The organism is Allobosea sp. BK604 (assembly GCF_004341515.1).
Classification (GTDB): domain Bacteria; phylum Pseudomonadota; class Alphaproteobacteria; order Rhizobiales; family Beijerinckiaceae; genus Allobosea.
In genome coordinates, this window is sequence record NZ_SLZF01000002.1 from 530,528 (window position 1) to 556,116 (window position 25,589).

General features: G+C 65.9%; 24 protein-coding genes. 8 read left to right on the forward strand and 16 right to left on the reverse strand.

Annotated features, from left to right (window positions below; all coding sequences use genetic code 11):
- Positions 1-10 precede the first annotated feature (10 nt).
- The 6 genes from EV560_RS07835 to EV560_RS07860 form a co-directional block, all read right to left on the reverse strand.
- On the reverse strand, positions 11-892 hold the full coding sequence (locus EV560_RS07835; RefSeq protein WP_131855173.1) for an ABC transporter permease: 882 nt from the start codon (positions 890-892) through the stop codon (positions 11-13).
- Between the two features lie 2 nt (positions 893-894).
- Positions 895-1,836 (reverse strand): ABC transporter permease, encoded by a 942-nt coding sequence (locus EV560_RS07840; protein ID WP_131855174.1) that lies wholly within the window; start codon positions 1,834-1,836, stop codon positions 895-897.
- Between the two features lie 3 nt (positions 1,837-1,839).
- Positions 1,840-2,961: an ABC transporter ATP-binding protein gene (locus tag EV560_RS07845; protein WP_131855175.1), complete on the reverse strand. Its 1,122-nt coding sequence runs from the start codon at positions 2,959-2,961 to the stop codon at positions 1,840-1,842.
- Entirely contained in the window at positions 2,958-3,974 is a 1,017-nt protein-coding gene (locus tag EV560_RS07850) for an ABC transporter ATP-binding protein (protein WP_131855176.1), read from the reverse strand. Before EV560_RS07850 ends, EV560_RS07845 begins: the two co-directional genes overlap by 4 nt.
- An 18-nt stretch (positions 3,975-3,992) precedes the next feature.
- The gene (locus tag EV560_RS07855) at positions 3,993-5,513 is read right to left on the reverse strand and encodes an ABC transporter substrate-binding protein (protein ID WP_131855177.1); all 1,521 of its coding nucleotides are present in this window, start codon (positions 5,511-5,513) and stop codon (positions 3,993-3,995) included.
- Between the two features lie 143 nt (positions 5,514-5,656).
- Positions 5,657-7,489 (reverse strand): gamma-glutamyltransferase family protein, encoded by a 1,833-nt coding sequence (locus EV560_RS07860; protein ID WP_131855178.1) that lies wholly within the window; start codon positions 7,487-7,489, stop codon positions 5,657-5,659.
- 426 nt (positions 7,490-7,915) lie between these two features.
- Between EV560_RS07860 and EV560_RS07865 the strand changes: the two genes are divergently transcribed.
- Complete coding sequence (locus EV560_RS07865; RefSeq protein ID WP_131855179.1) at positions 7,916-8,302, forward strand: nuclear transport factor 2 family protein; 387 nt, start codon at positions 7,916-7,918, stop codon at positions 8,300-8,302.
- A gap of 170 nt (positions 8,303-8,472) precedes the next feature.
- On the opposite strand, the gene EV560_RS07870 is transcribed toward EV560_RS07865, so the two are convergent.
- The 6 genes from EV560_RS07870 to EV560_RS07895 are packed head-to-tail and all read right to left on the reverse strand — an operon-like array spanning position 8,473 to position 14,424.
- Positions 8,473-9,987, reverse strand: a complete 1,515-nt coding sequence (locus EV560_RS07870; RefSeq protein ID WP_131855180.1) for an MFS transporter — start codon at positions 9,985-9,987, stop codon at positions 8,473-8,475.
- A 33-nt stretch (positions 9,988-10,020) separates the two neighbouring features.
- Entirely contained in the window at positions 10,021-10,797 is a 777-nt protein-coding gene (locus EV560_RS07875) for an SDR family NAD(P)-dependent oxidoreductase (RefSeq protein ID WP_131855181.1), read from the reverse strand.
- Between the two features lie 21 nt (positions 10,798-10,818).
- Positions 10,819-11,769: an acetamidase/formamidase family protein gene (locus EV560_RS07880; RefSeq protein ID WP_131855182.1), complete on the reverse strand. Its 951-nt coding sequence runs from the start codon at positions 11,767-11,769 to the stop codon at positions 10,819-10,821.
- A gap of 12 nt (positions 11,770-11,781) precedes the next feature.
- Entirely contained in the window at positions 11,782-12,795 is a 1,014-nt protein-coding gene (locus tag EV560_RS07885) for a DMT family transporter (RefSeq protein ID WP_131855183.1), read from the reverse strand.
- A complete protein-coding gene (locus EV560_RS07890; RefSeq protein ID WP_131855184.1) occupies positions 12,795-14,210 on the reverse strand; it encodes an amidase in 1,416 nt (471 codons plus the stop codon). Before EV560_RS07890 ends, EV560_RS07885 begins: the two co-directional genes overlap by 1 nt.
- Position 14,211: 1 nt before the next feature.
- The gene (locus EV560_RS07895) at positions 14,212-14,424 is read right to left on the reverse strand and encodes a hypothetical protein (protein ID WP_131855185.1); all 213 of its coding nucleotides are present in this window, start codon (positions 14,422-14,424) and stop codon (positions 14,212-14,214) included.
- 452 nt (positions 14,425-14,876) lie between these two features.
- Here EV560_RS07895 and EV560_RS07900 point away from each other — a divergent pair, with 452 nt between their 5' ends.
- From EV560_RS07900 to EV560_RS07910, 3 genes are all read left to right on the forward strand, one after another.
- Complete coding sequence (locus EV560_RS07900; RefSeq protein WP_131855186.1) at positions 14,877-15,584, forward strand: isochorismatase family protein; 708 nt, start codon at positions 14,877-14,879, stop codon at positions 15,582-15,584.
- A gap of 29 nt (positions 15,585-15,613) precedes the next feature.
- Positions 15,614-16,561 carry a DMT family transporter gene (locus tag EV560_RS07905; protein WP_131855187.1) on the forward strand — a complete coding sequence of 316 codons (948 nt, stop codon included), beginning with the start codon at positions 15,614-15,616 and terminating at the stop codon, positions 16,559-16,561.
- Between the two features lie 154 nt (positions 16,562-16,715).
- Positions 16,716-17,420, forward strand: coding sequence for a GntR family transcriptional regulator (locus EV560_RS07910; RefSeq protein ID WP_165923374.1), 705 nt, complete (start codon positions 16,716-16,718; stop codon positions 17,418-17,420).
- A gap of 121 nt (positions 17,421-17,541) precedes the next feature.
- Here the strand turns inward: EV560_RS07910 and EV560_RS07915 are convergent, their stop codons facing one another.
- The 3 genes from EV560_RS07915 to EV560_RS07925 all read right to left on the reverse strand — a co-directional run bounded on the left by EV560_RS07915 (position 17,542) and on the right by EV560_RS07925 (position 20,853).
- Positions 17,542-18,978, reverse strand: a complete 1,437-nt coding sequence (locus tag EV560_RS07915; RefSeq protein ID WP_131855189.1) for an amidase — start codon at positions 18,976-18,978, stop codon at positions 17,542-17,544.
- Positions 18,975-19,181 carry a hypothetical protein gene (locus EV560_RS07920; RefSeq protein WP_131855190.1) on the reverse strand — a complete coding sequence of 69 codons (207 nt, stop codon included), beginning with the start codon at positions 19,179-19,181 and terminating at the stop codon, positions 18,975-18,977. Before EV560_RS07920 ends, EV560_RS07915 begins: the two co-directional genes overlap by 4 nt.
- A 67-nt stretch (positions 19,182-19,248) precedes the next feature.
- Positions 19,249-20,853, reverse strand: a complete 1,605-nt coding sequence (locus tag EV560_RS07925; protein WP_248311938.1) for an ABC transporter substrate-binding protein — start codon at positions 20,851-20,853, stop codon at positions 19,249-19,251.
- 223 nt (positions 20,854-21,076) lie between these two features.
- Between EV560_RS07925 and EV560_RS07930 the strand changes: the two genes are divergently transcribed.
- The gene (locus EV560_RS07930; RefSeq protein WP_131855192.1) at positions 21,077-21,265 is read left to right on the forward strand and encodes a hypothetical protein; all 189 of its coding nucleotides are present in this window, start codon (positions 21,077-21,079) and stop codon (positions 21,263-21,265) included.
- A gap of 4 nt (positions 21,266-21,269) precedes the next feature.
- Positions 21,270-22,694 (forward strand): amidase, encoded by a 1,425-nt coding sequence (locus EV560_RS07935; RefSeq protein WP_131855193.1) that lies wholly within the window; start codon positions 21,270-21,272, stop codon positions 22,692-22,694.
- Positions 22,695-22,790: 96 nt separating this feature from the next.
- Here EV560_RS07935 and EV560_RS07940 read toward each other — a convergent pair whose 3' ends face one another.
- Positions 22,791-23,501, reverse strand: a complete 711-nt coding sequence (locus tag EV560_RS07940; RefSeq protein ID WP_131855194.1) for an isochorismatase family protein — start codon at positions 23,499-23,501, stop codon at positions 22,791-22,793.
- Positions 23,502-23,693: 192 nt separating this feature from the next.
- On the opposite strand from EV560_RS07940, the gene EV560_RS07945 reads away from it, so the two are divergent.
- Positions 23,694-24,626, forward strand: a complete 933-nt coding sequence (locus tag EV560_RS07945) for an ABC transporter permease (protein ID WP_131855195.1) — start codon at positions 23,694-23,696, stop codon at positions 24,624-24,626.
- 16 nt (positions 24,627-24,642) lie between these two features.
- A complete protein-coding gene (locus EV560_RS07950; RefSeq protein ID WP_131855196.1) occupies positions 24,643-25,578 on the forward strand; it encodes an ABC transporter permease in 936 nt (311 codons plus the stop codon).
- The last annotated feature ends 11 nt before the right edge of the window (positions 25,579-25,589 follow it).

Sequence of the window (25,589 nt, forward strand, 5' to 3'; positions counted from 1 at the left end):
TTTCCGCGCTTCAGCGCGAGCGCGGGTCGAGGGCGTCGCGGAGGCCGTCGCCAAGCAGGTTGAAGGACAGCACCGTCACGAAGATCGCCATGCCCGGCCAGAGCGCCATCCACGGCGCATTGCTCAGGAAGCGCTGGGCCGAGTTCAGCATCGAGCCCCAGGACGGTGCCGGCGGCTGGAGGCCGAGGCCGAGGAAGGACATGCTCGCTTCCGCGATGATCGCCGAGGCGATCGTCAGCGTCGCCTGGACCATGAGCTGCGGCAGGATGTTGGGCAGGATATGCCGCACGGCGATACGCCATTGCGGATTGCCGACCGCGCTCGCCGCCTCGACATAGTCCTCCGCCTTGATCGACAGCACCTGGCCGCGCGTCAGCCGGATGAAGAGCGGCATGGCGGTGATGCCGATCGCGAGCATCGCATTCGTCAGGCTGGGCCCGAGGAAGGCTGCAAACGCGATCGCGAGGATGAGGAACGGGCAGGCGAGCATCGCATCGGTGAAGCGGCTGATGAAGCCGTCGACGAGGCCGCCGAGAAAGCCCGCCGCGAGCCCGAGCGGCACGCCGATCGCCATGGCGATGCCGACAGAGGTGAGGCCGGCCATCAGCGAGGCCCTGGCACCCCAGATGATGCGCGAAAGCATGTCGCGGCCGGCCTCGTCTGTCCCGAACCAGTGCGCGGCGGAGGGAGCCTTGCGCACCGCGGTCCAGCTCTGCGCCGCCGGGTCGTAGGGCGCCAGAAGCGGCGCGAAGGCAGCCACAAACACGACAAGCAGCACGACGGCGAGACCAACCAGCGCACTCTTGCGCTTCGACAGCCGCCGCCAGAGGCGGCCACCCAAGACATTCGCGAGCGGGTTGGTCGAGGGAGCGGTTTCCGAGATCGTCGCCACAGTCAGCTTCTCAGTCTGGGGTTGACGAGGATGTATCCGATGTCGGCCAGCAGGTTGAGGATGATGTAGAAGAGCGAGGTCACCAGGACGACGCCCTGTACCACCGGATAGTCGCGCGTGAAGACGGCATCGACGATCAGCTTGCCGAAGCCCGGAATCGTGAAGATCTGCTCGGTCAGCACCGCGCCGGAGAGCAGCGCGCCGAATTCGAGCGCGCCGAGCGTGATGATCGGCGTCAGCGCATTGCGCATCGCATGCTTGATCACGACGACCCATTCGCTCAGGCCCTTGGCGCGGGCGGTGCGAACGTAGTCGCTTTCGAGCGCCTGGAGCATGGCGCCGCGGGTATGGCGCATGATGACGCCGGCGATCGCGGTGCCCAGCACGGTCGCGGGCATGATCGTCGTCGCGAGGTTCATCTTCAGGTCTTCCCAGGGACTGACGAAGCCGGAAGCCGGAAGCCAGCCGAGATACACCGAGAAGAACAGGATGAGCATGATGCCCAGCCAGAAGTTCGGCACCGAGATGCCGGCGAGCGAGACGACATTGGTGGCGTAGTCGATGGCGGTGTTCTGGCGCAGGGCCGAGATGACGCCGGCGGTGATGCCAACCACCATCGCGATGCAGATGCCCATGATCGCCAGTTGCAGCGTCACCGGCAGCTTGAGCAGGATCAGGTCGAGGACGGGGCGGTTATGGCGCATGGATTCGCCGAGATCACCGGTCACCACGCCTTTCAGCCAGTAGAGATACTGGACGATCAGCGGCTGATCGAGATGGTACTGGGCGCGGATGGCGGCCAGCGTCGCCTCGTCCGGATTCTCACCGGCGAGCACCAGCGCCGGATCGCCCGGCAGGAGATGCTGCAGCGAAAAGATGATAATCGACAGCAGAATGACCGTCGGGACGAGTTGCAGAAGGCGGCGGGCGAGAAGTGACGACATGGCTCAGCCTCCCGTCATGGCCTGGGTCGGCCGAGCGGCCATGGCTTCGAAGGCCGCGAACAGCTTTTCGAGCTTGGGATTGCGGGGTTCGCGGACGATCTCCGCCGCATCCTGTGCCGGCAATTCGTTCCAGAAGGCGCAGGCATTGGCATGGCCGTTCGCCTCGACCTCCAGCACCATGCTGACGCTCTTGCAGTCCGGCCGGGCATGCGGGCAGCGGGTATGCAGCCGGCATCCCTCGGGCGGCGAAAGCGGGCTCGGAAGATCGCCATGCAGCCGCACCGCGCGCGAGCGCGGATGGCTCGGCGGTGCCGCGACCGGAATGGCCGATAGCAGCGCGCGCGTATAGGGGTGGCGCGGCGCGGCGAAGATGTCTTCGGACGTCCCGATCTCGACGACCTTGCCGAGATACATGACGGCGACGCGATCGGCGATGTGCTTCACCACGCCGAGATCATGCGAGATGAAGACGAAGGCGAGGCCGAGCCGCTTCTGCAGATCCTTCAGCAGGTTGAGGATCTGCGCCTGGATCGAGACGTCGAGGGCGGACACCGCCTCGTCGCAAATGATCGCCCTGGGCTCCGAGGCGAGCGCTCTGGCGATGACGACGCGCTGGCGCTGGCCGCCGGAGAATTCATGCGGATAGCGGCTCGCCTGTTCCGGGCGCAGGCCCACCATCTCCAGGAGCTCCGAGACGCGCCTGGCGCGCTGGCCAGCCGGCACGATGCCGTGCAGCATCAGCGGCTCGGCAATCGTCTGGGCGATCGTCATGCGCGGATTGAGCGAGGCATACGGGTCCTGGAAAATCAGCTGCACATGCCGGCGCTGCGCACGCATGACGGCGTGGCTGGCATGGGTGACGTTCTGCCCGTCGATGAAGACCTCGCCGGTGCTGGCCTTGATCAGCCGGATCAGCAGACGGCCGAGGGTCGACTTGCCGCAACCGGATTCCCCGACGATGGCCAATGTCTCGCCCGGCATCAGCGCCAGCGTGACGTCATCGACCGCACCGACCGAAGCCAGCGGGCGGCCGAACAGCGAGCGCTTGACCACGAAGGTCTTGCCGAGGCCACGGGCCTCGATGATCGGCCGGGTGGCCGAGGAGCCGGAGGCGTTCTGGATCATGGGACGAGCTCCTCCATCGGCGCGCGCCAGCAGCGGCTGAGATGCCCCGCCGAGACCTCGATCAGATCCGGCATCTCGGCGCAGCGTTCGATGCGGAAGGGGCAGCGCGCCTGAAAGCGGCAGCCCGACGGCGGATTGGCCATGTCGGGCACGGTGCCGGTGATGGCGACCAGTTGCTCGCGCCGCTCGTCGAGGCGCGGAAGCGAGCCGAGCAGGCCGACCGTGTAAGGGTGCTGCGGGAAGGTGAAGAGGTCCTCGACCGAACATTGCTCAACCACCTGGCCGGCATACATGACGATCACGTCGTCGCAGGATTCCGCGACCACGCCGAGGTCGTGGGTGATCAGGATGATGGCCGTGCCGGTCTTCTGCTGCAGCTCGCGCATCAGCTCGAGCACCTGCGCCTGAATGGTGACGTCGAGCGCGGTCGTCGGCTCGTCGGCGAGCAGCAGTTCGGGATCGCAGGCGAGCGCCATGGCGATCATCACGCGCTGGCGCATGCCGCCGGACAGATTGTGCGGATATTGGTGGTAGCGGGTCTCGGGCGAGGGAATGCGCACCAGCTTGAGCATGGCGATGGCGCGTTCGGTCGCCTCCTTCTTCGAGACCGGCCGGTGGCGCAGGATGACCTCATTGATCTGCTCGCCAACCGTGTAGGACGGGTTGAGCGAGGTCATCGGCTCCTGGAAGATCATCGCCAGCCGGTTGCCGCGCAGGCTGCGCATGCCGCTCTTGCTCTCCTCGAGCAGCTCGCGGCCGTCGAAATTGACGCTGCCTGAAATACGGGCGCTGTGTTCGGGCAGAAGCCGCATGACGGCGAGCGAGGTGACGCTCTTGCCGCTGCCGGATTCGCCGACGATCGCCAGCGTGCGCCCCTTCCGAACGGAGAAGCTGACGCCGTCGACCGCGGTCACGGTGCGCGTGTCGCCTTCGAAGACGACACGCAGGTTGTTGACGTCGAGCACGGACGCAGAGGCGTCCGTGGCCTGAACGGGTCGGAGCGAGGTGCTCATCGCAGCCTTGGCGCCGGGTCAGTTCTTGCGGCTGACATTGGTCAGGCGGATGATGCCGTCCGGAGCGGGCTTGAAGCCCGTGATCGCGGAGCTGTGCGCGAAGATCCACTGCGAGTGGTAGAGATACACGATCGGCAGGTCCTGGAGCAGGATCGCGATTGCCTTGCCGTATTCGGCCTTGCGCGCTTCGGGATCGCCGAGCGAGCGGGCTTTCGCGAGGATCGAGTCGAGCGTCTCGTTGCAATAGCGGGCATCGTTGGTCGCGACACCGCAGGTGAGCATCGGCGTGATGTTCAGGTCGGGATCGACACGGCCGCTCCAGCCGACGAGATGCGCCTGGAACTTGCCCTGGCGCGCGATGTCGAGCAGCGTCATCAGCTCGGTCGGCTTGATCGAGACCTTGATGCCGATCTCCTGGACCATCGCCTGGATGAGCTGGGCGACCTGCTGACGCTCCGCATCGGTCGGAACCAGCAATTCGAGATCGACCGACTTCACGCCGGCTTCGGCCATCTTCTTCTTGGCGGCCGCAACGTCACGGCCCGGAACCGGGAAGTTCTTGTCGAAGAACGGGCTGGAGGGCGGGAAGGGCTGATTGCCGGTGCTGGCCTGGCCGTCGAAGACGACATTGCTGATGGCCTGCCGATCGATCGCGAGGCTGAACGCTTCGCGGATCGCGGCCTTCTTGCCGGCATCGAGATTGGCGCCGTCGCCGCCGATGCTAAAGGTGATGCCGTAATAGCCGAGGCCGATGACGGGGTCGACGGCCAGCGCCTTGTCGGCCTTGACGGCGTCCACGTCGGTCGCAGCGAGGCGCTCGATCAGGTCGAGCTGGCGCGAGCGCAGGTTCAGCAGGCGAACGTTGGAATCCGGCATGCCGCGATAGACGAGGCGATCGAAATGATACTTCGCCGCGTCGTAATATTGCGGGAACTTCTCGAGGACGATGCGGTCCTGGACGACGCGCTCGACGAATTTATAGGGTCCGGAGCAAACCGGCGCGTCGGTGAACTTGTCGCCGAGCTTCGCACCGGCCGCCGGGCTGATGATCATGCCGGCGCGATCACTGAGCGCGGCGAGCAGCGGAACCGAAGGCTCCTTGAGATTGATCTTGACGGTGGTCGGATCGACGGCGTCGACGCTGCTGATCGCGCTGATCTCGGCCTTGCGCCGCGAGATGCTCGCGCTGAGCGCGCGTTCGAGATTGTACTTGATCGCCGCGGCGTCGACCTTGGTGCCATCATGGAAGACGGCGTCCTTGCGCAGCTTCAGGGTCAGCGCGGTACTGTCGGGGCTCCATTCCCAGCTTTCGGCGAGCATCGGGATGATTTTGCCGCTCTCATCGATATCGACGATCTTGTCACAGAGTGACTGGAGAACGTGCCGGCCGACGAAGCTCCAGTTGGAGACGGGGTCGAGCGTATCGGGATCGTCCTGCAGGCCGATCCTCAGGACGGATTGGGCAGCGGCAGGCACAGCAGTCGCCGCCAGGCCAGCAAGCGCCAGGCTGGCTGCGAGTGCGAGGTAAGCTGGTCTCATCAATGGTCTCTCCCTTGATCTGGAGCATTTCCGCGCTTCTCCGAACCGCGAGAATCCTCTAACCTTTTGTTTCGACGCATTTTCTTCACGCGAACCGGTATCCACTTCGCTCGAAAATGCTCCGGAACGCCGATTTCTTGGGATCAGCGGGCGACCGCATAACCCTGTACGCCGCGCGGATTGGCGCCGGCCTTAACCAATTGAACGTCGCCATCCATCTCCCGCGCAACCGCCGACAGGCGCCCTTCGGACCAGGCGTCGCCGACGGTGATCTTGTGCCCCCTCGCTGCCAGCTCATCACGGACCGTTTCCGGGAAGCGGGATTCGAGCGTGATCGCGCCGAAATTGATTTCGCGCGGCCAGAAGGAGCTCGGCAAATGGTCGGTATGGAAGGATGGCGCGTCGATCGCTTCCTGCAGGTTCATGCCCTTGTGGAGATGACGCAGCAGCATGATCAGCTGCCATTGATCCTGCTGATCGCCCCCCGGCGTGCCGAAGGCCATGTAGGGCTGGCCATCCCGGAACACGGTGGACGGGGTCAGCGTCGTGCGCGGGCGCTTCGACGGCGCCAGGCTGGAATTCAGGCCCTCTTCGAGCCAGAACATCTGCCCGCGGGTCGTCAGGCTGAAGCCGAGGCCCGGAATGACCGGGCTCGACTGGAACCAGCCGCCGGACGGCGTTGCCGAGACCATGTTGCCCCAGCGATCGACGGCGCTGACCTGCACGGTGTCGCCGCGCTGCGCGCCTTCCCGGGTCAGCGCGGGTTCGCCCTGCCGGTCGTTCGGCAGCCTGGCCTCGCGGGCGACCGTGGGTTCGCCGCCGCCAATGCCGGGCTGCGGAATGGTGCCGACCGTTCGCAGCGGAGGCAGGTTGGGATTGCGGCCTCCGGGAGCGCCGGGGCGGACATCCATCGAGGCTGAAGCCGTGATGAGCGCCCGCCGGATATCGGCATATCCCGGGGAGAGCAGCGCAGTCGTCGGCACGTCGGAACTATCGCCATACCAGGAATCGCGGTCGGCCATCGCGAGCTTTGCCGTCTCGACGACGAGATGCACGAAATCGGCGCTCATCGGATCGAGATCCGCAATATCGGTGCCCTTGAGGATCTGCAGCATCTGCAGGAGCACGGGTCCCTGAGACCAGGGACCGCATTTGAAGACCTCGCAGTCGCCATAGCTCACCGAGACCGGCTTTTCGATCAGCGGCTGATAGTCGGCCATGTCCTGGGCGGTGATCAAGCCCTTGTGGCGGCGGCCCGAGACGTCCCAGACCTCCTCGGTCGCGCAATATTCCTCGATCCGCTCGGCAACCGGGCCGCGATACCAGAAGTCCAGCGCCGCATCGATGCGCGCCTCGCGACTCCTGCCGGATTTCGCGTGGTCGAGAATCTGCTGATAGAGCGCGGCGATCTGCGGATTGCGGAACAGCTTGCCGGACTGGGGAGCGACGCCGCCCGGCAGGTAGAGCTCCGCCGAGCTCGGCCAATGGGTCTCGAACAATTCACGCATCGTCGCGATCGTGTTGGCGATGCGCGGCACCAGCGGATGGCCGGTCCTGGCATAGGAGATCGCCGGCGCGAGCACATCCTCGAGCTCGGCCGTGCCGTAGTCGCGCAGCAGCGTCAGCCAGGCGCCGAAAGCGCCGGGAATGCAGGCGGCGAGCAGGCCGGTGCCCGGAATGATATCGAGGCCCAGTTCCTTGAAATAGGTGATGGTCGCCTTCGAAGGGGATGGTCCCTGGCCGGAAATGACGATCGGGGCCGGGGCGCCGGCCGGCGTGACGATGATCGGCACCTCGCCGCCGGGGCCATTGAGATGCGGCTCGACGATCTGCAGGACAAACCCCGTCGCGACCGCGGCGTCGAAAGCCGTGTGCCCCTTTTCCAGAATGGACATGCCGACGGTCGAAGCCAGCCAATGTGTCGAGGACACGGCCCCGAATGTGCCCCTCAGTTCCGGTCGCGTCGTGAATGTCATCGCCATCCTCATGTCCAGCCGTTTGCGACCCGCCTTGAGGCTTCCTGGCGGACGCTATCGATATGGCCGTATATTGTATACAAATCTCGGTGACATGCGTTCACCCGCATGCCGATGCCGCCTTTTGTATATTTACGAGCCAGAATGCAATCCGATTGTGTGATCCGGAGCGACCAGCCGGCATGCCGGAAAAGAGGATCCGCGATCCCGGACGGGCCGATCGCCACCAGGAAAAGTCGCACGAGGCCATCGTCACCGGCCGGATTGCGGTGGGCGCGCGGCTGGGCGAAACGCCGATCGCCCGGCCGTTCGGTGAGCCCGGCACCTCCGTGAGAGAGCCATTGACGGCACATGAAGTCCTCGTCAGACAGCGGCGGGAGAGGGCAACCAGCTGGCAAGCCAGATGCTTCGAAAGGTAAGTCCGAGATGTCCGCTACGATCGAGAACGAGGCCATCACCGCGCTGATCGCCGGGATGCAGGCGGCCTGGAACCGCGGCGATTTCCACGGCTATATGGCTGGGTTCGCCAATCCCGACGTGGTTTTCGTCTCCCGCGGCCGCATGCAAAGGGACTGGCAGGCGACGCTCGACCACTACATCGCCGACTATGGCGGCGCGCCGGGCTCGCAGGGCGAGCTCGCCTTCTCCAACATCCGTATCGAGATGCTGGCGCCGGACGCCGCCCAGTTGATCAGCAATTACAAGCTGGTGCGTGCCGCCGGAAACCAGACCGGCATCAATACCCGCCTGATGCGCAAACGCGATGGCAAATGGGTCATCGCGCTCAACCACGTCTCGCATATCGAGAGATAGGGAGATCAGCGGGCGCTCCGAGGCGACACAACCGTCCCGACGTCGGTGGCATGCTGACCTCCTGCCGCCGGATTGATCTGGGTCAGCGCTCGGTTGCTGCCCTCATTGCAGACATCGGGATATTCCCCGGAACGGACTTCCCAGCTCTGACGCCACCGCGAGGCGCGGCGTCAGAGCCGCCGCAGCGGATTGGTGGCGGCGAGGAAGATGCCGACCGTGGTGAAGACCGCGATCGTGCCGAAGGCGATCTGGAAGGCATTGGCGATCGCGTCGCGCAGCACCAGCCGTTCCGCCGCCGCCAGCGTCTCGAACACCACCGGCCCGTGCTCGACGATGCGGGTGAAATGCTCGGCCGTCCTGACGTCGCTCGCGGCCAGCACGGCGAAGAGCACCGCGCCGACGATCGCGGTGCCGAGCGCCGAGCCCATCGTCCGAAAGAGCTGCACGGATGCTGCGGCGGCTCCGATCGAATCCGGCTTCGCCGAGGATTGCACGATCAACTGCACCACCGCCATGACGCTGCCCATGAACAACGTGGTGAGCCCGAGCAGCAGGCTGAGCTCGACCAGGCTGAGATAGCGCGCGGTCAGCGTCAGCGCGATGATCGATGCGGTGGTCAGGACGAGGCCGATCGTCGGGATGATGGCGACGCGCCCGCTGGCGGTGACGAGTTTCCCGGTGAGCATCGAGCCGATGCCGACGCTCGCCGTCAGCGGGATCAGCAGCAGGCCGGTCTGCGCCGGACTCGCTCCGCGAGCCACCACGAAATAGATCGGCAGGTAGGTGACGAGCGAGACCAGCGCGGCGCCGTGGAAGGTCGCCAGCATGTTCGCGCGCCAGATCGCGGAATGGCGCAAGAGCTTGACCGGGATCAGCGGCTGTTCCGTGCGGCTCTCGTGCCGGAGCAGCAGCGCGAGCAGCGCGAGCCAGAGCGCGCCGCCGAGGCCGAGCAGCCAGAGCGGCAGCGAGATTCCGCCATGCGGCAGGTGCGACAGCGTCAGAAGCAGCGAGACGACCAGCGCCACGAATAGCGCCAGGCCCAGGAAATCGAAGCGGAACCTGGTGTCCCGCCTGATCTTGCGCGCCGGCAGGCGCCAGGCCACCAGCACGGCCGCCAGCAGCGCCACCGGCAGGTTGATCAGGAAGATCGAGCGCCAGCCGAAGGCATGCGTCAGGAAACCGCCGGCGACGGGGCCGAACATGTTCGAGGAGACGACGATCGTCGCCATATAGCCCTGGTAGCGCGGGCGCTCGCGCGGCGGCACGATCTCGCCGATCAGCGCCTGCGAGGTCGTCATCAGCCCGCCGCCGCCGAGCCCTTGCAGCATCCGGCACAGGATCAGCATCAGCATGCTGTCGGCGAGCGCGCAGAGCACCGAGGCGACGGCGAAGACGCCGAGCGCGATGAACATCATCCGCCGCCGGCCGAAAGCATCGCCGAGCCTGCCATAGACCGGCGCAGCGATCGTGGCGGCGACAAGGTAGCCGACCACGACCCAGGAGACGTTCTCGACATTGCCGAGCGTCGCCGCCATCGCGGGCAGCGCCGCGGCGACGATGGTCTGGTCGATGATGGCGAGGAACATGGGCAGCGCGATCGACGAGAACAGCGCGCGGAACGTGCTCTTGTCGGCCGGGATTCTGCCTTCCTCGCGCTCGGCGAGATCGATCGAACCGACACTCATTGTTCTTCGTTCACCTGTCGGTCCATAAAAGTACTAGAGCGAGGGACGGCGCTGGCCACCATCGACCGGGATGTCGGCGGCATTGATCCAGGCCGAGCGCGGCGAGGCGAGGAAGGCGGCCACGCTGGCGATCTCCTCCGGCGTGCCGAGCCGGCCCCAGGGGAATTCGGTGCTTTCGAAACTTGCCATCACATCCGGCATCTCGGCCTTTCGCCGGGCCCAGCCACCGCCCTCGAACAGGATCGAGCCGGGCGAGAGCGCATTGACGCGGATATGCTTCGGCCCGAGCTCCCAGGCAAGGCTGCGCGCTGCATGGATGAGTCCCGCTTTTGCCGCAGCGTAAGGCGCGCCGGAACTCATCGGATTGCGGCCGGAGATCGAGGCGATGAAGATCGCCGAGCCCTGCCCGCTCGCCGCGAGATGCGGCACGGCCGCGCGAAGCAGCGCGACGGAATGGCCGACATTGAGCTGGAACGTCCCGAGCCAGGCCGCATCGTCCGCCTCGGTGAAGCTGCGCGCTCCGACCACGCCGCCGGCATTGGCGATGAGCGCATCCAGCCGGCCGAACGCGGTCATAGCCGCCTCGACGATTGCCGCCCCGGCCCCCGGAGCGGTCACATCGACCGCCAGAGTCGCGACCCTGGCGCCTGCCGCTTCGAGATCGGCCGCGGTCTTGTGCAGGCCGTCCTTACCGCGCGCGGCCAGCAGCAGCGAGCAGCCCTCGGCCGCCAGCGCCCTGGCGCAAGCCAGCCCGATGCCGCGACTGCCGCCGGTCACGATCGCGGCCTTGCCATTCAGCTCGAGATCCACGGCAGGATTCCCTTTCCGGTGTCAGGCCGCTGCGCCATGGACGGCCGATTTGGCGATCATGCAGTGGATGCCCTTCCAGACATTGACCGCCTGGGTGACGCGCAGATCGGCCGCCAGCGAGCAGAGCGTATAGGCGTCCTCGCGCGAGAGGCCGCGCTTCTCGCCGAGCAAGACGATCATGTCGCGCAACGCGATCACCGCGCATTGGTCGAGCGAAGGGTCCATGCCCATGGTGATGTAGTGGGTCGGCGTCTCGGCACGCGGATAGGTCAGGCCCGCCCCCTTGTGCAGCGAAAAGGCGAAGCGGCCGCTCAGCGCGGTCTCGATCGCGGTGACGCAGACCTCGCCATCGCCCTGCACGGCGTGGCCGTCGCCGCAGGAGAACAGCGCGCCCTCGGTGAAGACCGGGAGGAAGAGCGAGGCGCCCGGCACCAGTTCCTTGTTGTCGAGATTGCCGCCCATGCTGCGCGGCACGATCGAGGTGATGCGGCCCCAGCCGGGAACGGGAGCGACGCCCATCACGCCGAAGAAAGGCTTGAGCGGCAGCTCGACGCCCCAGGGCATGGTGCCGACCATCCTCTCCCGGTCGAGCGGGATGTGCAGCAGCCGCGTCTCGTGGAAATCGGTCGGCAGCGCGCCGGAAAGCGGACGGATGACATTGTAGCCCCAGTTCTGCCGGAGCTGGATGTCGAGGATCTTGACCTCCAGCATGTCGCCGGGAACGGCGCCCTCGATCGCGATCGGCCCGGTCAGGATATGGCCGGGGATGGTGCGGTCGCATTTGGCGTGGACCTCGGCAAGCTCCGGCGGGACCTCGAAGCGCGGATCGGTCGGGGTCACCTCCGGCGCGCCGCTCACCGTCTCGACCGTGACCTCGTCACCGCTCCTGATCGTCAATGCGGGTTTCAGCTTCGCGTCGAAATAGCCCCAGTGGCAGGTCTCGGGGCTGGATTTCAGGTGGTGATGAGCCATGGTCGCGTCCGTTCAGGTGGCGGGCTCCGCCACCAGCCCGGCGCGGGCGACGCGCCGGGCATTGTGACGGACGGTGTAGAGGGTCGCCGCGACGACGATCGTGCCGCCGATCAGCGTCGAGAGCGTGAGGGTTTCAGCGAAGACGAGGTAGCCGATGGCGGTCGCCATCAGCAAGCGCACGAAGTCGAGCGGGGCGAGCGCGGCGGCATCGCCAATCTGGTATGCCCGGGTGATCAGCCATTGCCCGACGGTGCCGACCGTGCCGATGAAGCCGAGCAGCAGCCATTCGTCCGGCGTCGGCCAGATCCAGGCGCTCCAGGCCGGATAGGAGAGAGCCATAAACAGCACGAGCGACTGGTAGGCCATGATCGATTCCGTGCGCTCGCTATCGGCGAGCACGCGCACGGTGATGGTGATGCCGCAGGAGAACAATGCGCCGAGCACGGCGAGCAGGGCATAGGCATCGAGTCCGTGCCCGCCGGGCCTGACCATGATCAGCACGCCCACGAAGCCGATCGCGGTGGCGAGCCAACGCCTCGGACCGACCTTCTCCTTCAGCACGATCACGGCCGCGACGGTGACGAACAGCGCCTGGCTGAAGCTGATCGCCGTCGCCTCGGCCAGCGGAATGTGAAGCACTGCGGTGAAGCCGGCGAACATCGCCCCAAGCGCAAAGAGGCCGCGCAGGATCTGCAGGCCGGGATGCCGCGTCCGGAACGCCGCCATGCCGCCGCGCAGAAACAGAGGCGCCAGCAGCAGCGCGATGATGACCTGGCGGATCACCAGCACCTCGGCCAGCGGCAGCCGCGTGCCGAGTGCCTTCACCGCCGCGACCATGGCGGAGAGGAAGACGAAGGCCGCGATCATGTAGACCGAGCCGCGCAGATTATGCGGCGCCTCGCGCCACCACCCCGAGACGCGGGAACGCCACGCCGCCGCCGGCAGCGTGGTGTCTCCGATCTCGGCATGGACGGCCGCGACCTCGCCGAGCGCCTCGGCGGCTCGCGATCCCGCGGCGTGGAACATCAGGCGGCCTGCGCCAATTCGAACGAAGGCCGCTTGGTGTAGAGCTGCGTCGCCGCCTCGAAAGCCGCGCCGATGCGCAGGATCGTCGGCTCGTCAAAGGCCTTGCCCGCAATCTGCATCGAGAGCGGCAGACCGGAGGCCGAGAAGCCGGTCGGGATCGACATGGCCGGATTGCCGGTGACGTTGAACGGCATCGTGTGGATCGGCCAGTTCGCGGGCATGCCGACGGGCATGTCGGCGAAGCGCGGCGCCGGCGCCAGCGACGAGGCGCAGACGATCGCGTCATAGCTCTTGAGCTTGGCGTTGACGGCCTGTGCCAGTTCACGCCGCAGCCGCATCGCCTGCGTCAGGTCGGCGGCGGTGATGAAAGCGCCGAGCGTCATCCGCATATAGGTCAGGAGCCCGTAGTCGAGCGGCCGCGTCTGGTAGTCCTGCTCGTGGATGGCGAAGGCCTCCGAGAACATGATCACCCGGCCGCAGGCATTGAACAGATCGTATTCCGGCAGCTCGATCGTCTCGATCTCCGCCCCGAGCTTGGCGAGCACCTGCGCCGCATCGTCGATCGCCTTGACGGTCTCGGGCGAGGCGCCTTCGGCCTTCTCGTACCAATGACGGGGCATGCCGATCTTCAACCCTGCGACGCCCTTGTCGAGGCCGCCGAGATAGTCCGGCTTCGGCACGTCGGCGCTGCCGGGGTCGAGCGGATCGTAGGCCGTGATTGCATCCATCGCGATGGCGCAATCCTCCACCGTCCAGGCCAGCGGACCGGCATGGTCGAGCGTATAGGAGAGCGGGAAGATGCCACGGCGCGAGAGCAGGCCATAGGTCGGCTTGAGGCCGACCGTGCCGCAATAGGCGGCCGGACCACGGATCGAGCCGCCGGTGTCGGATCCCATTGCCATGCGCATGAAGCCCGCCGCCACGGCGGCGCCCGAGCCCGAGGAGGAGCCGCCCGGGATGTGTTCGGGATTCCAGGGGTTGCGTGCCGGTGGGAAGGGCAGGTCGAAACTGGGGCCGCCAATTGCGAATTCATGCGTCGCGAGCTTGCCGAGCATCACGCCGCCCTGCGCCTTGAAGGCCTGCTCGACGACGCAATCCGCCTCCGGGACAACATCGACCCGCAGCTTGGAATGGCAGGTCGAGGGAATGCCGGCGGTGTCGTAGATGTCCTTCAGCGCATAGGGGATGCCCTGCATCGGCCCCTTGTCGATGCCTCCGGCGAAATCGGCGTCGGCCGTCTCGGCATCGCTCAGCGCGCGCTCGGTCGTCACCAGGATGAAGCTGTTGATGGCGCCGTCGAGCGCCGCGATCCGGTCGAGCGCATGCTTGGTCAGCTCCACCGAGGTGACCTTGCCCTCGCGCAGCATCTTGCCGGCCTCGGCGATGGAATAGTCGTGCAGCGGCTTGCCGGTCATCTCAGACGCTCCGCGTGATGGTGTCGAGCGAATAGGTGCCGGCCGGCTCGGCGGCAGCGGTGCGCGGCTGGCGAATGACCGCCAGCATCTTCCGCAGGTCCTTGAAGCCCAGGAACAGCGTCTCCTTGCGGTCGGGAGGGATCTCGAGGCCGGCGCGTGCGGCGAAAACGTCGAATTCCTGCATCAGCGCGGTGTCGTCGGGCTGCGTCGCCATGACCTCACTCCTCAATTCGATGGAACGGCGTGATTGTATCCAATAAGGTCGAGCGCACAATCAATGCGCACTGTGAAATTCTGAGCATTGCGCGTCGGTGGTCCGGCTTCAAAATGCCCGATACGGCACCATAGGCGCCGCTTTGTGAATGGTTTTCAAGGAGATCGCAGGGCTGCATACGATTCGCGCAAGCAATGGCCCTGCTTGTGCAACTTTTTTGCATCGCTCCGGATCCGGCGACAACGGCTCTCCCGATCTCTTCGATTTGGTGCATTTGCTCCGCCGGCAGCCTTCGGGGCAGGACGTGAAGCGTATGAATATCTCAAAAATCGACAGAGATGGGCGCGTCTCGATCGCCCGATCGTGCATTGGCTGGATTGCGTACAATTCATGACTGCTGGCATGTCTGCTGCATGGTGCCTTGTCGTCGCTGACCATGCCGGGAGGATCGCATGCACAAGGTCGAGATTCCGCAATCCGTCGTCGATCGCGTCGTGGCGCGGCGGGGAACCGCCCATCCGCACGAAAATCTCGATCCCGAGCGCACTGCCCTGATCGTGGTTGACCTCCAGAACGGCTTCATGATGGAGGGCGTGGCGCATGCGCTCTGCAAGGAGGCCATCGACATCGTGCCGAACGTCAACCGCCTCGCCGATGCGGTGCGCCGCACCGGCGGCAAGGTGTTCTGGATCAAGAATACCCATGACGAGGAATGCCTGACCTCCTGGTCGCATATGCATGCGATGTCGCCACCGGCGCAGCAACGGAAGCGCGTCGAGTCGATGTCGGAGGGCACGTTGGGCCACCAGCTCTGGGCGGATCTCGATGTCCAGCCCGGTGACGAGACCGTCCAGAAGTCGCGCTACAGCGCCCTGATCCAGGGCTCGTCCGACCTCGAGGCCCGGCTTCGCGCCGGCGGCTACGACACCGTGCTGATCACCGGCACCATGACCAATGTCTGCTGCGAGTCGACCGCGCGCGACGCGATGATGCTGAACTTCAAGACGATCATGGTCTCCGATGGCAACGCCACGGCAACCGACGATGAACACAACGCCTCGCTGATCGCGATCTACCTGATCTTCGGCGACGTGATGGATACCGACTTTCTGATCGGTTGCCTGGAGCGCAATCAGGTGGTCAAGCAGGCGGCCGAATAGGGCGATCCGAGGCAGATGGAGCGGCGGCGATGCGGACCGAGCCGGCTGGAGACCAACTCGCGGCCGGCGCAGCCTCCATCACGTCGGGCCCGCGGCGGGATCCGTTGCGCGGAGCCATCATCATGCTCATCGGGATGGCGCTGTTCTCCATCCTCAACGGCGTGGTGAAGGCGCAGGCGCAGCACTATCCGGTCAACCAGATCGTCTTCTTCCGCAATGCCGGCGGCGTGCTGCCCTTGCTGTTGATCCTGCTCTGGAGCGGGCGGCTGCCCGAACTGCGCACGCGCCACGCCCTGCGCCATGTCCTGCTCGCCACCTCGATGACCGGTGGGCTGTTCTTCAGCTTCACCGCCTTCCACCTCATGCCGCTCGCCGATGTCATGGCGATCGGCTTCACCCAGCCGATCCTGGTTACGGTCGCCTCGGCCCTGCTGCTCAAGGAGCGGATTCCGCCGGCGGGCTGGATCGCGGTCTTCGGTGGGCTCGCCGGTGTCCAATTGATGGTCCAGCCCAGCGGCGCCGGCTTCAATATCGGCGCAGTCGCCGCCGTCTTCGGCACGTTCTGCAGCGCGACCTCGATGCTGCTGCAGCGCAGCCTCGCCTCCCGCGAGGACCCGCTGGTGATCACCACCTGGTATATGGGCCTGTCCTCGCTGGCGCTGGCGCCGACGCTCGCCTTCTCCTGGGAGCATCCCTCGCTGCCCGGCCTCGCCGGCCTCGTCGCCATGGGCGTCGCCTCGGGCCTCTGCCAATGGCTGACGGTTCAGGCGCTCTATCATGCCAGCGCCGCCGCGATCGCGCCGATCAACTATACCAACATGCTCTGGGCCATCATCATCGGCTATCTCTGGTTCGGCGATGTTCCAACGCTCGGTGTCCTGGCCGGCTCGGCCATCGTCATCGCCTCGACCGCGGTGCTATTGCATGCCGCCCGCAACGCGCGTTCGGGCTTGAAGCCTTCCGGGGCGCGGCAATAGGGCGCCAGCTTAGTATCCAGAATTCCTCAATCCTGTTGTCTGCATGCAATTGACTTTTCTGGTCATGCACACCATGCATCGCCTCCACGCGCCGACCGCTGGACGGAAGCCCTCGTGGACCGAACCTGCGGCGACGATCGAGGAGGGAGTTGGAATGGCGACTCGGGGCTTGCAGATCCTGTCGCGGCTGCGCGAGGCCGTGCTGACGGGCGAGTATACCGGCGGCATGCGCATGAACGAGGCCGATCTCGCCGCGGCCCTTGGTGTCTCGCGCACGCCGATCCGCAACGCGCTCTCCACGCTCGGCGCCGAGGGGCTGCTCGATTACACGCCCAATAGCGGCTATGTCGTGCGCACCTATACGTCCAAAGATATTGCCGGCATCTACGAGGTCCGTGCCACGATGGACGGGCTCGCGGCCAGGCTCGCCGCCGAGCAGGGCCTTTCGGACGCGCATCGCGGCATCATTCACAAGATCGTTGCCGATGGCGACGAGCTCGTGGCCAGCGCGGCCTGGTCGGACGAGGTGCGCGAGCGCTGGGTCGAGCTCAACCATCGCTTCCATGCCACCATCGCCGAGGCGGCCAATAACGACTATCTCGGCGGCCTGATCCGGAAGGCGCGCGACATCCCGCTGATCGCGCAGCTGCGCTTTCGCTGGTTCGACGGCGAGGACCTGCTGCAATCACAGCAGGATCACACCGAGATCTTCGACGCGCTGGTCAATGGGCAGGGCGGCCGGGCGCAAGCGCTCGCCTATGAGCATTCCTACCGCGCCGGTCGGCGCATCGTCACGCATTGGCGCAAGCACGAGGCGAAGCGGCCCGAGCGCGGCGAGCGTCCGCGCAACGCGGCTTAGGCGGCTTCGTACCGAACATCCGCGCCTTGCGGCGTCGAACTCGATCGCAGCCTGGAAGAGACGTGGATGGTCGGGACAAGCCCGACCATGATGGCTAACCCGCTATCACGCAGCCGACGGCCTAAACCGCAAAGCCGGACGGCCGCTCGCGGTGGAAGCTGGTGTCGCGCTGGAACGCATCCACGACCTTCAGCGCCTTGCCCTCGCCGAAGGGCCGCCCCTGCACCTGGAAGCCGATCGGCATGCCCCTGGAATCCAATCCGCAGGGCGCGCTGACCGAGGGCAGGCCCATATAGTTGATCGGCCGGGTGTTCAGCGAGAGCGTATTGAAGGCGTCGAGCGCACCGGGCGTGCCGGCATCGACATCGGTCGCGAGCAGTGTCGGCGACTTGCAGCGGATCGTCGGCGCGACGAAGACATCGACCTCGGAGAATAGCGCCGCCGCGATAGACTTGAGGATCGGTCCACGCCGTGACAGCGCCTCGACATAGGCGACCGCGGGAATGCCCAGGCTGGCGTAGAGCCGCGAGTTCAGGTGAATGGCGTAATCCTGTGCCTGCCTGCGCATCCATTCGGCATGGATCGTCGCGCCCTCGACACGCGAGACGACGCCGCCATAGGTCGCGACCGCGTCCATATGCGGGATCGTGACCGGAACCAGCGTCGCGCCACGGCCCTCGAGCACCCCAAGCATCGCCTCGAACCCGGCCATCACGTCAGGGTCCACATCATCGAGGAAATAGTTCTTGGGCACGCCGATCTTGATGCCCTTGAGATCGCCGTCGAGCGCGGCCTCGTAATCCGGCACCGGCTCCTTGGAGGATGTCGCATCCTTCGGGTCGTGCCCAGCGATCACGGCCATGATCCGCGCGCAATCCCTGGCGCTGCGCGCCAGCGGGCCGACATTGTCGGCGGAGAAGGAAAGCGGCATCACGCCATGGCGCGAGACGCGGGTCTGCGTGCCCTTGATGCCGGTGACCCCGCAGAGCGAGGCCGGCAGGCGGATCGAGCCGCCGGTATCGGAACCGAGCGCGGCATAAACGAAGCGGGCAGCCACGGCCGCGCCCGAGCCGGACGAGGAGCCGCCGGGGCAATAGTCGAGCCCCCAGGGATTATGGCAATGGCCATAGTGCTGGTTGTGTCCGGTGGCGTTCTGGGCGAACTCGGCCATGTTGAGCCCGCCGAGCGCGAAGGAGCCCTCGGCCTCAAGCCGCTCGATCACCGTGGCGGTATAGCCCGGCCGGAATTCGGCGCGGATCTTCGAGCCGCAGGTCGAGAGCTTGCCTGCCTTGTAGTACATGTCCTTGTGCGCCAGCGGCACGCCGTGGAGCTTGCCACGTTCGGCCTTCGGCACCTTGTCGAGCCTGGCCGCAGTCTCCAGCGCCTGCTCGCCCTCGAGCCAGATGAAGGAATTGACCCGCTCGTCGCCGGCCGCGATGGCGGCAAGCGCCGCTTCGGTCAGCGCGACGGCGGTCGTCTCGCCCTTGGCGACGGCGTCCGCCGCCTCGGTCAGGCTGAGCGAGGTGAGCGTGCCCGGGGGCTTGATCGCGATATTCATGGGTTTGGCTCCTTCGTCGCCTGCAGCGCGGCCTCGAAGCTCGACGGCTCGTCCTCGAAGGCGAGCTGGCCGCGCAGCGCGGAAAGGCCCGCCATCAGGCTGGCGAAGCCGGCCGCCAGCTCCTCGCTGACCGCGTTTGGCGGCACCACGCCGGACCAGGCCTCGGCCTGTTCCTTCACCAAGGCCTTGATGTCCATCGACATGGGTCGTCTCCTCTCTCAAGAGCGCGAGCGGATGATGCCGGGCGGACCGGCACCACCTTGCCTGCAATCACTTTGCCATCGAGATGGTCGTGAAGTCCTGCGACCAGCTCTGGGCCGGGCTGAAGCCCTGGACCTTCTTCGACATCGCCCGCGGGTTGAGATCGTGGACGATGAAGAGCCAGGGCGCCTCGTCGACGATGATCGCATGCGCCTTGGCGAGCAGGTCGAGCTGCTTTTCCACGTCGAACTCGGTCTGGGCCGCCATCAGCAGCTCGTCGACCTTGGCATTGCCGAAATGGGCCCAGTTCCAGTTGGTCGGCGACTTCGAATCCGAGTGATAGTAGCGGTACATGGTCGAGGGGTCGGCGAAGCCGAGGCTGATATTGATCGCGTCGACGCCCATCGAAGGGGGTGAATCCGGCGTGCTGCGCACCGCGACCAGCATCGTGCCCCATTCCACCACCTCGAAGTCGAGATCGATGCCGAGCGGCTTCACCATTTGCTGGATCAGCTCGTTCATCGGCAGCGGCAGCATCTGGCCGGAGCCGGCGGTCGAGACCATGATCTTGGCCTTGACCGGCTTGCCCGGTCCGTAGCCGGCTTCCTTCAGCAGCGCCTTGGCCTTTTCCGGATCATAGCTGTAGCGATTGGCCGGCTTGCCGAAATAGGGGCTTTCCGGCGGATAGAGACCGGCCGCCGGCTTGGCGGTGCCGTTCAGGAGCTGGACCAGCGCCTGCCGGTCGACGGCATAGTTCATCGCCTGGCGCACGCGCTTGTCGAAGAACGGCGATTTCGGGTTCACGGTGTTGAAGACATAGGGCCAGGTATGCGGATAGGGCTTGAGATTGATCTCGAACCCGGCCTGCTTGAGGCTCTGGATCGCATCCGGCGGAGGCACCTCGATCCAGTCGACCTGGCCCGAGCGCAGCGCGGCGAGGCGGGTGGTCGGCTCCGGCATCGGATAGAGGATCATCCGGTCGAGCTTGGGGACGCGGTCCTTGTCCCAATAGTCCGGGTTCTTGGCCAGCTCGGCGCTGACGCGCTGCGTCACCTTGACGATCTTGAACGGCCCGGTGCCGCTCGGCGTCTTGCCGAACTCGACCCAGTTCTTGCCGGCCTTCTCGTATTGCGTCGGGCTGACGATCAGCAGGCGCGTGATCATGTAGGGGAAATAGGCGAAGGGCGTCTTGGTGTAGATCGCGACCGTCATGTCGTCGATCTTCTCCCAGCGGTCGACCATCGAGAGCTGCGACTTCACGATCGGAGCGGCCGGGGCGTCGTATTCCGGCGCCTTCTCGTCGAAGACGCGGCGCATATTGAACATCACGGCATCGGCGTTGAAGGGCGAGCCGTCATGGAATTTCACGCCCTGGCGCAGCTTGAACACCCATTTGGTCCGGTCCTTCGGGTCGGACGACCAGCTCTCGGCCAGGCCGGGCCGGACATTGGCGATGTCGTCCTGCTTCTCCTTCAGCTCCCAGTTCACCAGCGCGTCATAGGCGGGGAAGCCGAGGAAGCGGTAGCCCTCGCCGCCATTGTTCGGGATGCCGCCGGTGGTCGGCACGTCGACCGAGGTCATGCCGATCCTGAGCGTGCCTTGAGCCTGAGCGCCAGTCGTTCCGAGAGCCAACGCCGCGATGAATGCGGCGGCAATTGCCGTAGATCTGCGCATCGTCATTGTCCCCGTTGGTTAGCACTGGGCCAAGCGGACCAGCCGCATCCATTCCCTTCAAGGAGTGTGCCAGTGGATACAATTTGTGCATTTGTCACAATTTGCGCCCGGTAAATCGCAGTCATACTGCGCTCACATTCAAACGATGGATACAATCTGGCGCGACGCTTGCATGGCCAGGCCCGGGCGCAGGGAGCGCCCGACGCTTCGAAGGAGTCATGCCATGAGTGACGAAGCCGTTTCCCAGGAGGCCTTCCGCACCCTCGTCGCGAGGGCCGGACTGAACTTGACGCCGACGCAATATGCCGAGCTCGGAGGCGTCTTCCCCAAGCTCGAGGCCATGGCCGCCCGGCTGCGCAAGCCGCGCCCGGTCAGCGCCGAGCCCGCCGCCGTTTTCTCAGCGAAGGTCTGACGCCATGACCGATCTCACCCTGCTCACTATCGACGAAGCCTCAAGCCTGATCGCCGACAAGAAGCTCTCCCCGGTCGAACTGACCGAGGCCTGCATCGCCAAGACCGAGGCGCTGGATTCGACGCTGCTGACCTATGTCACCTTCACGCCCGAGGCGGCGCTCCAGGCCGCCAAGCAGGCCGAGGCCGAGATCATGGCCGGCGACAGGCGAGGCCCGCTGCATGGCATCCCGATCGGCCTCAAGGACATCTACGACACCGCCGGCCTGCGCACGACCGGCCATTCCCGCCTGATGCTCGAGCGCGTTCCGGAAGAGGACGCGACCACCGTCGCCAAGCTGCGCGAAGGCGGCGCGGTCTTCACCGGCAAGCTCGGCACCTGGGAATTCGCCATTGGCGGCCCGTCTTTCGACCTGTTCCACCCGCCGGCGCGCAATCCCTGGAACACCGAGTGCCAGACCGGCGGTTCCTCCTCCGGCTCCGGCTCTGCGATTGCGGCGGGCATGGTGCTCGGCGCCATGGGCTCCGATACCGGCGGCTCGATCCGCAGCCCGGCCGCGCTTTGCGGCATCGCCGGCATCAAGCCGACCTACGGGCTGCTCAGCCGCAAGGGTGTGCTGCCGCTCTCGCAATCGCTCGACCATGCCGGCCCGATGGCATGGACCAGCAAGGATTGCGCGCTGATGCTGCAGGTCCTTGCCGGTCACGACCCCGATGATCCGGCCTCGGCGGATGTCGAGATCCCGGATTTCTCCGCGCTGATGGGCAAGTCGCTGAAGGGCCTGCGCATCGGCGTCGTCAGGCATTTCTACGAGACCGACAATGTCGCGACCGACGATGTGAAGGCTGCGATCGAGGCCTCGCTCGTCGCCTTCAAGGAGATGGGCTGCACCGTCAAGGACGTGACGCTGGCGCCGCTGGCGGAGTTCGCCGCGGTCAACACCACCATCATGTCGGCCGAGGCCTATTCGATCCACGAGCCCTACCTGACGACGACGCCGGAGCTCTATGGCGAGATCTGCCGCGACCGCATCATGCTGGGCGCACTGATCCGCGGCTCCGACTACGTCAACGCCCAGAAGCGCCGGCGCGAGCTCTCGTTCGAAGTGGCGGCAGCCATGGCCGATGTCGACGTGCTGATCAGCGCCGCCTCGCCCTTCCCGGCGCAGAAGATCGAGTCCGTGCCGAAATGGCTGATGTATGACCGCCCGAGCATCACCTGCCCGTTCAACGTCACCGGCCTGCCGGCCCATGCCGTCTGCGTCGGCTACAATGCCGGCGGCATGCCGCTCTCGATCCAGATCGTCGGCAAGCCCTTCCAGGATGCGATGGTGCTGGCGGTCGGCGACGCCTACGAGGCCGCCACGGCCTGGCGCTCGCGCCGCCCTGCGATCGCGCTCGGCTGGCAGGCCAAGGCGGTTGCCGCCTAAGCGATTCCCCCGGGCGGGCGGCCCTCGACGCCCGCCGAAGCGAGAAGGCCGCGGGAGGCAACTCCCGCGGCCTTCCCGTCTTTCGTCGGCGAACGCTTACTCGGCCGCGACCAGCGCCGGCTTGGCTGCGCCTTCCAGCAGCGCGACCACCTCGTCCGTGCTCATCACGTCGGCAAAGATCGTCAACATGTTAGCCAGCGTGGCGTTATGCTCGGCATCGGTGAAGGTTGCTGTGCCGTCAGAGATGAAGATCACCTTGTAGTTCATCATCATCGCGTCGCGCGCCGTCGACTCGCAGCAGACATTGGTCGCGGTTCCCGTGATGATCAGCGTGTCCACGCCGCGCTTCTGCAGTTCCGCGTGCAGGCCCGACGAGCCGTCGACGAAGGCGCCGAAGCGGTATTTCAACACCTTGAGATCCGCGTCGGCGACCTCCAGCCCCGGCCAGATCTGGTGGCCGAAGCTGCCTTCGGCGAAGGCGGCATCCATGCGCCTGCGCCGCTCCGGGTTCGAGAAATAGGCGAACCAGTTTGCCCAGGAGGCATGGGTCTCCTCGTCGATCGTGTTCTGGATGAAGACGTTGAGCGCTCCGGCCTGCCGGCAGGCGGCGCTGATCGCATTCACATTGGGCACGATCTCGCGTGCGGTCGCGATCTCGGCCGGCTGGCCCGGCGCCATGAAGCCGTTCTGCAGGTCGACGACGATATGGGCCGTCTTCGCCGGGTCGATGCTGTCGAACAAGTGGATGCGGCCGCGCCGTTGCATCGCGCGTTCCGTGGCATAGGCGGGGATCTCGATCCTGTGCATCGCTCTCTCCTGTCATTGGGCAGGAAACGGGCAAGCAAGCGCCGAGCCATCGACATCCAAAACCTGCCTGGCGCTCATATTGTATGCATTCAGGCTAGTCGCGCGGCATTCACCTTCGATTTTACGAGGCGTTTCTGCTGGCACACCCCTTGCAGGTATCCAAACGGCTCAATTGTCGAATGGATGACGTGAATGTTCCTCTTCGCCACGCGCCGCTTGTTCCAGGCCATTCCGATCCTGCTCGGGGTCTCACTCGTCGTCTTCGGGCTGCTCCAGATCGTCCCCGGCAACCCGATCGACCTCCTGCTGCCGCCCGAGGCCTCGCCCGAGATGATCGCGCAGATGAAGGCCGAGTTCGGCTTCGACAAGCCGCTCTACATCCAATATTTCAACTGGCTGCTGCGGGCGCTCGCCGGCAATTTCGGCAACTCGATCTTCTCCGGACAGCCTGTCGCCGGCGAGATCGCGGTCGCGCTGAAGAACACGCTGCATTTGGCCTTGCCGGCCGCCGTGCTCGGCTTCTCGCTCGGCATCCTGCTCGGCATGCTGGCGGCCTTCAATTCCGGCCATTGGCTCGACAAGCTGTTCTCGGCACTGGCCATCGCCGGCGTCAGCCTGCCGCATTACTGGTTCGCCATCATCATGGTCGTCATCTTCTCGGTGACGCTGAACGCGCTGCCGGCGCAGGGCATGGGCGAGGGCTCCCTCACCGAGCAGATTCCCTTCCTGATCCTGCCGGTGATCACGCTTTCGCTGATCCCGATGGGCGTCGTCGCCCGGCTGGTCAGGGCGACCGTGCTCGACATCCGCAGCCAGGATTTCGTCGGCGCGCTCGAGGCCAAGGGCCTGAGCAAGGGGCGCATCCTCTTTCATGTCGCCAAGAACGCGGCCCCGCCGGTGCTCGCCATCATGGGCCTGCAATTCGGCTACCTGCTCGGCGGCTCGATCCTGGTCGAGACGGTGTTCAACTGGCCGGGCTCGGGCAACCTGCTCAACCTCGCGATCTTCCGCCGCGACATCCCGGTGCTGCAGGGCACGATCCTCGTGCTCGCCTTCTTCTTCGTCCTGCTCAACCTCGCCGTCGACATCGCCCAGGCGATGATCGACCCCCGCATTCGCCGCTGACGGAGCCTGCGATCCCATGACGAACGTGCCCGCTTATGCCGAGGCCAAGGGCGGCCAGGCTCAGGTCGCCAGTGCCGAGGTCCGAAAGCAGCCCGCCAACGAGGTCGGCCAGGGCTACTGGCGCACCGTCTGGGGCCGCCTGAAGCGCGACAAGGTGACGATGACGGTCACCTTCATCCTGCTGATGATCATCCTGATGGCGATCTTCGCGCCCTTTGTCACCGCCTATGATCCCTATGCCGGCGGCATCATGCGGCGACTCAAGCCGGTCGGCACGCCCGGCCACTGGCTCGGCACCGACGAGACCGGGCGCGACATGTGGACCCGCATCGCCTATGGCGCGCGGCTTTCGCTGCTGACGGGCATTCTGCCCGTCGGCGTCGCGCTCGCGGTGGGCGGCCTGCTCGGAATCGTCGCCGGCTATGCGGGCGGCATCGTCAACACGCTGATCATGCGCACGATGGACGTGTTCTACGCCTTCCCGTCCATCCTGCTCGCCATTGCCATCTGCGGCATGCTCGGCAGCGGCATGACGAACGCGATCCTGGCGCTCTCCATCGTCTTCATCCCGCCGATGGTGCGTATCGCCGAGAGCGTGACCACACAGGTCCGCACGCTCGATTTCGTCGACGCGGCCCGCGCCAGCGGCACCACGACCTCGCAGATCATCCGCCACCACATCCTCAATAACGTCATGGGCACGATCCTGGTCTACGCGACCAGCCTGATCTCGATCTCGATCGTACTCTCGGCCGGCCTCTCCTTCCTCGGCCTCGGCGCCAAGCCGCCGGAGGCGGAATGGGGGCTGATGCTGACCTCGCTGCGCCAGGCCATCTACGTGCAGCCGCTCGTCGCCGCCATTCCCGGCTTCATGATCTTCATCACCTCGATGTGCTTCAACCTCATGAGCGACGGCTTCCGCGGCGCCATGGACATCAAGCTCAACAAGTGAGGAGCGAGCCC

Excerpts from the sequence above, each read along its gene's own strand:
- EV560_RS07840 (WP_131855174.1), bottom strand. The coding sequence starts at position 1,836 with ATGTCGTCACTTCTCGCCCGCCGCCTTCTGCAACTCGTCCCGACGGTC.
- EV560_RS07845 (WP_131855175.1), bottom strand. The coding sequence starts at position 2,961 with ATGATCCAGAACGCCTCCGGCTCCTCGGCCACCCGGCCGATCATCGAG.
- EV560_RS07850 (WP_131855176.1), bottom strand. The coding sequence starts at position 3,974 with ATGAGCACCTCGCTCCGACCCGTTCAGGCCACGGACGCCTCTGCGTCC.
- EV560_RS07855 (WP_131855177.1), bottom strand. The coding sequence starts at position 5,513 with ATGAGACCAGCTTACCTCGCACTCGCAGCCAGCCTGGCGCTTGCTGGC.
- EV560_RS07860 (WP_131855178.1), bottom strand. The coding sequence starts at position 7,489 with ATGACATTCACGACGCGACCGGAACTGAGGGGCACATTCGGGGCCGTG.
- EV560_RS07865 (WP_131855179.1), top strand. The coding sequence starts at position 7,916 with ATGTCCGCTACGATCGAGAACGAGGCCATCACCGCGCTGATCGCCGGG.
- EV560_RS07870 (WP_131855180.1), bottom strand. The coding sequence starts at position 9,987 with ATGAGTGTCGGTTCGATCGATCTCGCCGAGCGCGAGGAAGGCAGAATC.
- EV560_RS07880 (WP_131855182.1), bottom strand. The coding sequence starts at position 11,769 with ATGGCTCATCACCACCTGAAATCCAGCCCCGAGACCTGCCACTGGGGC.
- EV560_RS07885 (WP_131855183.1), bottom strand. The coding sequence starts at position 12,795 with ATGTTCCACGCCGCGGGATCGCGAGCCGCCGAGGCGCTCGGCGAGGTC.
- EV560_RS07890 (WP_131855184.1), bottom strand. The coding sequence starts at position 14,210 with ATGACCGGCAAGCCGCTGCACGACTATTCCATCGCCGAGGCCGGCAAG.
- EV560_RS07895 (WP_131855185.1), bottom strand. The coding sequence starts at position 14,424 with ATGGCGACGCAGCCCGACGACACCGCGCTGATGCAGGAATTCGACGTT.
- EV560_RS07900 (WP_131855186.1), top strand. The coding sequence starts at position 14,877 with ATGCACAAGGTCGAGATTCCGCAATCCGTCGTCGATCGCGTCGTGGCG.
- EV560_RS07905 (WP_131855187.1), top strand. The coding sequence starts at position 15,614 with ATGCGGACCGAGCCGGCTGGAGACCAACTCGCGGCCGGCGCAGCCTCC.
- EV560_RS07910 (WP_165923374.1), top strand. The coding sequence starts at position 16,716 with ATGGCGACTCGGGGCTTGCAGATCCTGTCGCGGCTGCGCGAGGCCGTG.
- EV560_RS07915 (WP_131855189.1), bottom strand. The coding sequence starts at position 18,978 with ATGAATATCGCGATCAAGCCCCCGGGCACGCTCACCTCGCTCAGCCTG.
- EV560_RS07920 (WP_131855190.1), bottom strand. The coding sequence starts at position 19,181 with ATGTCGATGGACATCAAGGCCTTGGTGAAGGAACAGGCCGAGGCCTGG.
- EV560_RS07925 (WP_248311938.1), bottom strand. The coding sequence starts at position 20,853 with ATGCGCAGATCTACGGCAATTGCCGCCGCATTCATCGCGGCGTTGGCT.
- EV560_RS07930 (WP_131855192.1), top strand. The coding sequence starts at position 21,077 with ATGAGTGACGAAGCCGTTTCCCAGGAGGCCTTCCGCACCCTCGTCGCG.
- EV560_RS07935 (WP_131855193.1), top strand. The coding sequence starts at position 21,270 with ATGACCGATCTCACCCTGCTCACTATCGACGAAGCCTCAAGCCTGATC.
- EV560_RS07940 (WP_131855194.1), bottom strand. The coding sequence starts at position 23,501 with ATGCACAGGATCGAGATCCCCGCCTATGCCACGGAACGCGCGATGCAA.
- EV560_RS07945 (WP_131855195.1), top strand. The coding sequence starts at position 23,694 with ATGTTCCTCTTCGCCACGCGCCGCTTGTTCCAGGCCATTCCGATCCTG.
- EV560_RS07950 (WP_131855196.1), top strand. The coding sequence starts at position 24,643 with ATGACGAACGTGCCCGCTTATGCCGAGGCCAAGGGCGGCCAGGCTCAG.